Source organism: Chamaesiphon polymorphus CCALA 037 (genome assembly GCF_003003845.1).
Taxonomy (GTDB): domain Bacteria; phylum Cyanobacteriota; class Cyanobacteriia; order Cyanobacteriales; family Chamaesiphonaceae; genus Chamaesiphon; species Chamaesiphon polymorphus.
In genome coordinates this window covers 1-8,310 of the sequence record NZ_PVWO01000248.1, presented here as the reverse complement: position 1 = coordinate 8,310, position 8,310 = coordinate 1, and the positions used below count along the sequence as shown (strand labels likewise).

At 41.4% G+C, this 8,310-nt stretch carries 8 protein-coding genes and 1 pseudogene; 8 read left to right on the top strand and 1 reads right to left on the bottom strand.

Annotated elements, in window-relative coordinates:
• Positions 1-970 (top strand): Hsp70 family protein (locus C7B77_RS17730; protein WP_146138378.1); only part of this gene is annotated, 970 nt, incomplete at its 5' end.
• Positions 971-976: 6 nt separating this feature from the next.
• On the opposite strand, the gene C7B77_RS17725 is transcribed toward C7B77_RS17730, so the two are convergent.
• Positions 977-1,249, bottom strand: a complete 273-nt coding sequence (locus tag C7B77_RS17725) for a hypothetical protein (RefSeq protein ID WP_106307690.1) — start codon at positions 1,247-1,249, stop codon at positions 977-979.
• Positions 1,250-1,323: 74 nt separating this feature from the next.
• On the opposite strand from C7B77_RS17725, the gene C7B77_RS17720 reads away from it, so the two are divergent.
• From C7B77_RS17720 to C7B77_RS17685, 7 genes and pseudogenes are all read left to right on the top strand, one after another.
• Entirely contained in the window at positions 1,324-2,586 is a 1,263-nt protein-coding gene (locus tag C7B77_RS17720; RefSeq protein WP_106307687.1) for a leucine-rich repeat domain-containing protein, read from the top strand.
• A 45-nt stretch (positions 2,587-2,631) separates the two neighbouring features.
• A complete protein-coding gene (locus C7B77_RS17715; RefSeq protein WP_106307684.1) occupies positions 2,632-3,843 on the top strand; it encodes an STM4014 family protein in 1,212 nt (403 codons plus the stop codon).
• Between the two features lie 49 nt (positions 3,844-3,892).
• Positions 3,893-4,816: an STM4015 family protein gene (locus C7B77_RS17710; protein WP_106307681.1), complete on the top strand. Its 924-nt coding sequence runs from the start codon at positions 3,893-3,895 to the stop codon at positions 4,814-4,816.
• Positions 4,817-5,083: 267 nt separating this feature from the next.
• On the top strand, positions 5,084-5,875 hold the full coding sequence (locus tag C7B77_RS17705; protein WP_106307678.1) for an STM4013/SEN3800 family hydrolase: 792 nt from the start codon (positions 5,084-5,086) through the stop codon (positions 5,873-5,875).
• Positions 5,876-6,001 (top strand): hypothetical protein, encoded by a 126-nt coding sequence (locus C7B77_RS31480; RefSeq protein WP_281261371.1) that lies wholly within the window; start codon positions 5,876-5,878, stop codon positions 5,999-6,001.
• A 326-nt stretch (positions 6,002-6,327) separates the two neighbouring features.
• On the top strand, positions 6,328-7,800 hold the full coding sequence (locus C7B77_RS17690; protein WP_106307672.1) for a leucine-rich repeat domain-containing protein: 1,473 nt from the start codon (positions 6,328-6,330) through the stop codon (positions 7,798-7,800).
• A 104-nt stretch (positions 7,801-7,904) separates the two neighbouring features.
• Positions 7,905-8,310, top strand: a pseudogene (locus tag C7B77_RS17685) (STM4012 family radical SAM protein); the annotation flags it as partial.

Sequence of the window (8,310 nt, the reverse complement as noted above, 5' to 3'; positions counted from 1 at the left end):
TTTGGGTGCTGACGATCTCAAATTGCAGGCGGAAGTATTAGCCAAGACGGATGTATATGTCGGTGGTGAAGATATCGACAGGTGGATTATTGAAGATTATTTAGTTAAGTTGAATAGCGATAGAGAAACCATCGGCGAAGTTGGTTGGCAAAATTTACTCGCGATCGCCGAACGGTTGAAAATTCGCTTGACTAAAGATACCGACGCGCGAGAAAGTTGGTTAGATGAGGATACATTTATGTCCTACGATCTGACTTTAGATCGATCGCAGTTAGAAGAAATATTAGAACAGCGACAATTACTCGAACAATTTCGAGATGCGATTGATGAAATCCTGACCCTCGGTTTGCGAAAAGGCGTTCAGAAAACAGACGTCGAACAGATTTTATTAGTCGGCGGTAGTTGTCAGATTCAGGCAATTCAACAACTATTTATCTCCTACTTTGGCAGACAACGCGTCAAACTCCACAAACCATTTGAAGCCGTCGCACATGGAGCCTTAGCTCTCACCCAAATTGCCGGATTAGAAGATTATCTCCGACATGGATATTGTATCCGCCTGTGGGAACCATATACTCGGACTTACAATTATTTCCCCCTGTTTGAAGCTGGGATTAAATATCCCTGCAAACGCGAGGAACCATTAACCCTCCAAGTCGCCTTGGAAGGACAAACGGAACTCCGCTTAGATATCGGCGAAATCGCCCAAATTAGCACCGCAGAAGTCACTTATGACGCGCAAGGGAGGATGAATAGTATTCCGGTAAATAAACAATCTCAATATCGATCGTTAGAACGCGATCGCAATTCGGTTTGTCTAGCGAGATTGGAACCACCAGGTGAATTAGGGATCGATCGAATTGCGGTGGAATTTGCCGTGACGGAGCATCGAATTTTGGTGGTGACTGTGACGGATTTATTGACTAATCGGGTTTTGGTTGAGCAGGGATCGATCGCTAAATTGAATTGATTGTGACTAGTGCAATCGACATCCGCGCTGAAATGGAATTTCGCGCTTATGGCAAAAGTTATCTGAAGATAACTGAAATTCGGTTTTAGTCACGACTTGGCAAGTTACCAAGAAAGAATATTCCGATCGACCTGTTTTCGTAGCACATCCGATCGCCAGATCGCGATTTATGGTGACTGGAAAGCTTGATTGGCGGCGATAATTATTTTCTCTGGTCGTAACTTGCCAAGTGCTGTTTAGTCCGTTGAAACGGACTTTGGCTCTTAGCCCCAAATTCATTTGAGGGCTGCATCGATAGAGACATAGTAAGATCGATCGGGCATAATAACTATAACCTCACATCGATCGATCCTATGCCAGAAACTAATCCCCAAGAATCCGATGCTGTCTTAGGTGGACAAAATCCATCTCCGAAAAATGCGGTTATCTTAGGTGGATTTGCTGGAATTAAAGCCATGTCAAAAAGTCAATCTGCAAGCGTGAGAATGCAAGCCCTCACTAATGCGACCGAATATGGCGATCGAGGTATTGATTTAGCATTTGAATTACTGAAGGATTCAGATCTCAATGTTTGTCAATTAGCTCGAAAATTAATAGATCCTATCATCGAAGATAGAGCCAATGAAGAATCTAGAAAAATATTGAGTCTATTTCCCTGGAAATTCATTGCTTACGATCGCAAAAAGGGTATTAAAGATCCAGGAAATAATGCCTATGTCGTAACAATGAACAATTCGACATACATAGACAATCGTACTTATTACGACGTAAGTGAATTTAATTTATTAGCAAAAGATCCACACGTCAAAAATTTACAAGCATTATTTTTTGAAATTGATGGCCAGATTACTCACTCTACTAGAGTATTAGAAAAACAATTCAAAACGCTTATAACAACGCTTAATGATGCTCGGTTTTTGCTTGAAGGTCTTAAAGCATTGTGCATTGGGAAAAGACGTGAAGATTGGTTGTCAATATATCAGTCATCTAATATTCGCATTTTTGATTTTAGATGTTTTTTGGAAATTTTTCCCAATCTCGAAGTCTTGCAAATCTATGGGCATTACATCCATAATTCCAGTCAAATAAGAATCATCAATAAAAAATCGATATATAAAAAGCTCAAAATGTTAGTTATTGATGAAATAAATCAGGAGGCATTTTACCCAATCGATGGCGATCTTGAGCTGCCAGAGTTGGAATATCTCGAACTTGGTCTAGATCGTATTAACTACTATGATTGGGATCGTTATGATGGTAACCCACTGCTTCCCATCTTATCTGGCTATGTGACACCGAAATTAAAATATCTGATTCTTCGTAATTGTAGATTTACGGATGAATTAATATCGGAAATTTTAGATAGTCCTATTTTAGAACATCTAACCGTATTAGATTTGCAGATTGGTTCCTTAAGCGATAGCAGCGTACAAAAGATATTAGATTGTCCAAATATATGTAATTTAAAGTTTCTAAATTTATCTAAAAACTGTCTCTCTAACGTGGCAGTAGAAAAGCTGCAAGTACTTCCTTTTTATGTTCAAGCTGATGCTCAATACTTACCGGGATCTTTAAGAGACTATCAACTTATGAGGTATGGAGTATCCAATGAATAGTTTCATACGGGCGGTTGAAATTTACGCTCGCACGAGAAAATATTGATGCAAAACTTTGTCCTAATTGCCAACCCCGAAACTCGCCGCGTCCAGCTATTCCAGCAAGCATTAGCACGTTGTGGATTACCCCCAGCCAGACTAATTGCTTACGCTGATTTACTCGCCAATAGGTGCGAATTAGCCCAATTTGACTCCCCAGATACTATCTTCCGATTTGACGCGCCAGAGCGCAGTTTTGAAGTCGATCGAGGGTTGATTGCCGCAGGTGCCGAACTAGAGCCAGATGGAGGACATCAACGCATTAGTGCTAGTGCTGCGGCGCAGTTACCAGAAGATTTAGGGCGGATTTGGTATCAACGTCAATGGTATCTCGGCTGGTGCGATCGATTGCGATCGTGGACGGCTAATTTGCAAGGACGAATCTTAAATCATCCCGATGATATTATCATCATGTTTGATAAAGTCCAATGTCAGCAAATATTAGCAGCAGCAGGTATTCCCGTACCGCCGATGTTAGCGATCGATCGCCATCCAAAATCTTATGACAAATTATGTGCTTTGATGGACGCAGAAAACATCAATAGAGTATTTGTTAAATTAGCTCATGGCTCATCGGCATCGGGAGTGGTTGCCTACGAACGTCGCAATGGATTCGTTGGCGGAGCCTCTCGGAACGAGAATCGAGCGATTACTACCGTCGAACGAGTTGTCGAAGCAGGAGAATTACGGTTTTACAATTCACGATTAATTCGGCAATATCGCGATCCAGATGCGATCTCCGATATCATCAATTTTTTGGCTGCTGAATCAGTTCAAATCGAAACATGGCTCCCCAAAGCACGATTGGAAGGGAAAGAATTTGACGTGCGAGTAGTAGTAATTGGCGGTAAAGCGCGTCAAGCCGTAATTCGAGTAGGCAATAGCCCCATGACTAATTTACACTTAGGAAACGATCGCCGAGAAATTAGCGATTTACCTGCGGGTTTATCGCCTGCGGCTTGGGCGGAGATGCTAGCTACCTGCGAACGCGCGGCGGCTTGTTTTCCTAATACTTTTTATTGTGGCATTGATTTATTAATCGCACCGAATTTGAGGGAACACTATATCTTAGAAATGAATGCTTTTGGCGATCTGCTTCAAGAGATTACCTGGCAAGGGGAGGATACTTATACAACGGAGGTAAGGATGTTGGTGGAAGAGGGGGAGAGGGGGAGACTGGGAGACTGGGTAAAATCGAGATCGAGTAATATAACGTAAAAACTGTCTTTCAATCCGCAATCCACAATCCACAATCCACAATAAAAAAATGGGAATCTATCACCACGACGAGTTATTTGCAGGTAAGCCAGTTGTTGAATACACAACAGAAATCGGGATTGTCAACCCAACTGAGTCTAGCTATCGATTGAGCGTCGATTATGATTCCGAATATAGCATCGTCGATTTGTTGATGCAATTTTTGGCAGATCCTAATGTTAGTAAAATTACTAGCTTGATTATCGGACAATGGGATGCTGAAGATGGATCGAGCGAACCCGTCGTACAATTGCTTGTTGACGCTAGCCCAAAACTACCCAATCTTACGGCACTATTTTTAGGCGATATTACTGGCGAGGAATACGAGATTTCGTGGATTCAACAAAGCGATTTGTCGCCACTCTGGAATGCTTACCCCCAGTTAGAATACCTCAGAATACGCGGTAATGAAGAATTGAGTTTTGGCGAGATAAAGCTCGATCGATTGAAAACATTAATCGTCGAAACTGGCGGCTTGAGTGTCGAACGAGTGCGAGAAATATGTCAGGGTTATTTACCCCAATTAGAACATCTAGAATTGTGGTTGGGTACCGATGACTATGGTGGCGATACGACAGTTGAAGATTTGGCACCGATTCTGAGTGGTTCATTATTTCCTTATCTCCAGTATCTAGGTTTGAAAAATAGTCATATCGCCGATCGAATCGCGATCGCGATCGCCAATGCCACCATCTTAGTGAGAATTAAAGTTCTCGATCTATCATTAGGTAATTTAGGCGATATCGGTGCGACAGCTCTATTAGCTAGTCCGCTGATTAATCACCTCGAAAAACTCGATCTCCACCATCACTACCTATCTGAAGAGTCGATCGAGAAATTAGAAAAACTCTCGATCGAAGTCGATCTGGGCGATCCTCAAGAGGCAGACGCAGATGATGATGAAGAATATCGTTACATCGCCGTATCTGAATAATGAAAACCCACAGATCCGTAGGGGCGGGTTTATGCAAACAATCCTCGCTAAATTCCTAAATTCTAAACAAAACCCGCCCAACCCCACCAGCAAATATCGATCGATTATCTCTGGTACGAGATCGAGATATGTAAACGATCTCCTGCAATTATAGTGGGGAGGGCGGGTTTGATTTAGATTTTTAGAATTATCCGTAGGTTATCTCATAAACCCGCCCCTACAGATTAATAATCCAAAATCCGCAATCCACAATCCACAATTAAAAAGATGAATGTCGATCGATTAATTGGTACCCACGATTTCCTATTTATCACCCTCGACACCCTCCGGTACGATGTTGCGCAGGAATGTCTAGCAACAGGGCAGATACCCAACTTAGCAAGGTTATTACCTGGAGGTAAATGGGAGCGCAGACACACGCCTGCAAGCTTCACCTATGCCGCTCACCAGGCATTTTTTGCGGGCTTCTTGCCCACACCAGATTTACCAGGCAAACATCCTCGGTTATTCGCCCTCAGTTTTGCAGGAAGCGAGACGACGGGGGAGAATACTTGTGTATTTGAAACGGCAGATATTATCTCTGGATTTGCCCAGCGGGGTTATCATACAATTTGTATCGGCGGAGTGGGCTTTTTTAATAAGCAAAATGCGTTAGGGAATGTCTTACCAGGGCTGTTTGCCGAGAGTCATTGGCATCCGAATTTGGGTGTAACCGATCCTAATTCTACAGAAAATCAGGTAAAATTGGCGATCGCATGTTTAGCCAAACTCCCTCGATCGCAACGGGTATTTCTATTTATCAATATTTCGGCTTTACATCAGCCCAATTGTATCTTTCTCCCAGGGGCAACGGCAGATTCACCGATTACTCAAGCAGCCGCATTAGCTTATGTCGATCGACATCTTCCCCCATTATTTGAGGCAATGCAACACCGCGCACCAGTAATGGGAATCATCTGTTCGGATCATGGTACGGCTTATGGGGAGGATAATTATCATGGGCATCGATTGAGTCATCCGGTGGTGTGGAATGTGCCTTATGCCGAGTTCTTGTTATAAATGCGCGCCAGTAATGGGGATTATCTGTTCGATCGTGGTACTGCTGATGGGGAGGATAATTATCATGGGCATCGATTGAGTCATCCGGTGGTGTGGAATGTGCCTTATGCTGAGTTTTTGTTATAAATTTATGCCAGTAATGGGGATTATTTGTGCGGATTGGGGGTACTGTTTTTTTATGGATCGACGCGGTTGTCTGTAATGTGCCTTAAACAGATTTTTGGTTGTTTCGATCGTTTTATCGAAAAAGAGGGCGTTACACGCTGCGATCGCTCGATTTCCCGATCTGTTCTTTGCTCTAGTCTCCACAAAAATGTTCATCAAAGAACATTTTATTTTTGAATAGGTACATCCCAAGGGAAGAGAGATTGAGATTAGATCGATGCTATAGCTATTCTCGATCGAGTTGTGTCGATGATAAAGATAATCGATCGTTTAGGAATGAGTAGTTGATGTCTAGAAAATTATCTGCGGCAAAAGTAGAGAAGTTAATCTCACAGGCGATCGAACAGAATCTTCGATCCCTTAAACTCGAAAATTGCAATATCGTTCGGATTCCAGATATTCTGGGTCGAGCGACTAGTTTACAAACTCTATCAATATCAGGAGAGAAAATTACAGAATTAACCGATAGTATTGGCGACTTAATAAATTTAGAGAAATTATTTATCACATGTACTCAAATTGAATCGCTGCCAGATAGCATAGGCAATCTCATCAATCTCAATTTGTTACAGACTCAAGGAAATAGCCTGAAATCGTTACCAGATAGCATCGGAGATCTCAAAAAATTAAACTACTTGGGTTTATCGAGAAATCAACTTGAAGCTTTACCAGATAAAATTGGAGATTTAGCCAGCTTAAAACATCTCGATCTAACAATCAATCCTTTGGTATTAATTCCCGATAGTATAGGCAATCTGATTAACTTAGAGGAGTTAGATTTGTTTTGTTGTAAAAGCCTTAAATACTTACCAGATACAGTTGGCAATCTAACTAATTTAAGAAAAATAAGAATTTCCGTAACTAAGATATCCAAGCTACCAGATACAATAGGCAAGCTTTATAATTTAGAAGAATTTAATTTAACTAGTAACTCTAAAATATGTCAGTTACCAGATACAATTGGCGGCTTAAAAAACTTGGCTTCGTTAGACTTGTGTGGTAACAAAATTTATTGTTTACCCTCCAGTATTGGCAATTTGTCTGCCTTAAGTTATTTATGTATAGATGGTAATCCAATCAAAGAGTTACCAGATACGATTGGTAATCTTGAGAGCCTAGAGCAGTTAGTATGTCATGAAACTCTAATCGAAAGTCTACCCAGTACAATCGATAGATTATCTAATCTAGTAGAATTGAGCTTGGACAATAATCAACTCAATGATTTACCAGATCGATTAACGGGAATGAAAAGCTTGAGTGGCTTGTATTTATCAGGAAATAATTTTAAAAAGTTACCACCTAGTCTCGAACATTTAGAAAATTTAACCAACTTAGATTTGGAAGCAATGTATGAAATACAAGACTTGTCTCTGCTACAGAAAATCCCATCAGATTTGAATGTAAGCTTCTTAGGTGTCGATCTTCCTCGGCGATATTGGACAAAATTGAGTGAGTGGAAATCTGAATGGCTGTTGGATGAGAACAATGTAGAAGTTCGACGATTATTAATCGAGCATCTAGGATACGTGAAAATTTGCGAAGAATTAAACGCATATCAATTAGATAATTGGCGGGAATATACTTTGCTTAAAATTAACGGCGATCTCGATGATGAAGAAATTGCCTTACTCAAGATGACTTGTCCCAGCACAGGGCATATTCATGTGTTGCGAGTTCCACCGGATATGGAATCTGCGGAAGCAGCGATCTCCTGGGTAAATTGGGGTATTCATCCTGATGAATTTACGGTACAAACATAGTAATGTGAGCAATGTCCACTCTCACTAATCCAAAATCCTGTCTTGTCTCAAACACATGCGGAGGGAACCTCCGCGTGATTTGAGCCGCAAAATCCAAAATCTAAATGACAACACTCCAAACTCTTCTGGCAAATTCTACCTACACATCCTATTCCTACGCCTACCCTCACAAAACCGCCTATCGCCCTTTAGATCCACCAGCACATTTATCAACAGTTTGGGCACAGGAAAAAAAGGAAGCATTATTCCTCTACCTGCATATTCCTTTTTGTGAAATGCGGTGTGGATTTTGCAACTTATTTACCCAAACAAATGCAGGTGAAGATTTAGTCACCGAGTATTTAAAAACCCTCACTAGAGAAGCCCAACAAGTAAAAGCCGCCTTGGGTGAATCCCAATTTGCGCGGATGGCGATCGGCGGTGGTACGCCAACGTTTCTAAATGTGCCAGAATTAGAACGCGTATTCGATCTGGCTGCGGATATTATGGGCTGTCTCTTATACACATCTC

What these genes read in the sequence shown, in the direction of transcription:
- C7B77_RS17690 (WP_106307672.1), top strand. Translation starts at nt 6,328, where the DNA reads ATGTCTAGAAAATTATCTGCGGCAAAAGTAGAGAAGTTAATCTCACAG.
- C7B77_RS17715 (WP_106307684.1), top strand. Translation starts at nt 2,632, where the DNA reads ATGCAAAACTTTGTCCTAATTGCCAACCCCGAAACTCGCCGCGTCCAG.
- C7B77_RS31480 (WP_281261371.1), top strand. Translation starts at nt 5,876, where the DNA reads ATGCGCGCCAGTAATGGGGATTATCTGTTCGATCGTGGTACTGCTGAT.
- C7B77_RS17710 (WP_106307681.1), top strand. Translation starts at nt 3,893, where the DNA reads ATGGGAATCTATCACCACGACGAGTTATTTGCAGGTAAGCCAGTTGTT.
- C7B77_RS17705 (WP_106307678.1), top strand. Translation starts at nt 5,084, where the DNA reads ATGAATGTCGATCGATTAATTGGTACCCACGATTTCCTATTTATCACC.
- C7B77_RS17725 (WP_106307690.1), bottom strand. Translation starts at nt 1,249, where the DNA reads ATGAATTTGGGGCTAAGAGCCAAAGTCCGTTTCAACGGACTAAACAGC.
- C7B77_RS17720 (WP_106307687.1), top strand. Translation starts at nt 1,324, where the DNA reads ATGCCAGAAACTAATCCCCAAGAATCCGATGCTGTCTTAGGTGGACAA.